1 pseudogene is annotated in these 556 nt (G+C 71.2%); it reads left to right on the forward strand.

Annotated features, from left to right (window positions below):
* Window positions 1-534 (forward strand): annotated as a pseudogene (locus F6S12_RS32745) (FAD-dependent oxidoreductase); the annotation flags it as partial.
* Window positions 535-556 lie beyond the last annotated feature (22 nt).

Raw genomic sequence — 556 nt, forward strand, 5'->3', positions numbered from 1 at the left:
CTGGTGGCCACCACCGACCGGGTATTCAGCTTCGCCACCGCCGACGGCCCGGTGGCCTACCTGGCGCGCACCCGACTGGCGCCCCTGCTGCTGCCGAAGATCGCCGCCTTCGACAGCGCCCGGGAGTTTCTCTTCCGTACCGTGTCGCAGATCACCCTGAACTACCGCGGCATGCCCCTGAGCGCCGGCGGCGTCGGCCCGGTGCACGGCGGCGACCGCCTGCCCTGGGTGCGCGATGGTGAACACGACAACTTCGACAGCCTGGAGTACCTGGGCTGGCAGGTGCATGTCTACGGCGTCACCAGTGACGCCCTGCGCGACTGGTGCACCGCGCACCAGGTGCCGTTGCGCACCTTCGACTGGCGCCCGGCCCATGCCGCCGCGGGGCTGGCGCGCAACGCCTTCTACCTGCTGCGCCCGGACACCTACGTGGCCCTGGCCGAGCGCTCGGCCGACCCGCGCGTGCTGGAGCGCTACTTCCGCGAACGGGAGATCTCCCCGCAGAGCGCCGCCCCCTCCCTCAAGCCCCGATGAAAGGCTGCTTGATCTGCCCCCA

The organism is Pseudomonas sp. JV245A (assembly GCF_032424515.1).
In the GTDB taxonomy this organism is placed as follows: Bacteria; Pseudomonadota; Gammaproteobacteria; order Pseudomonadales; family Pseudomonadaceae; genus Aquipseudomonas; species Aquipseudomonas protegens.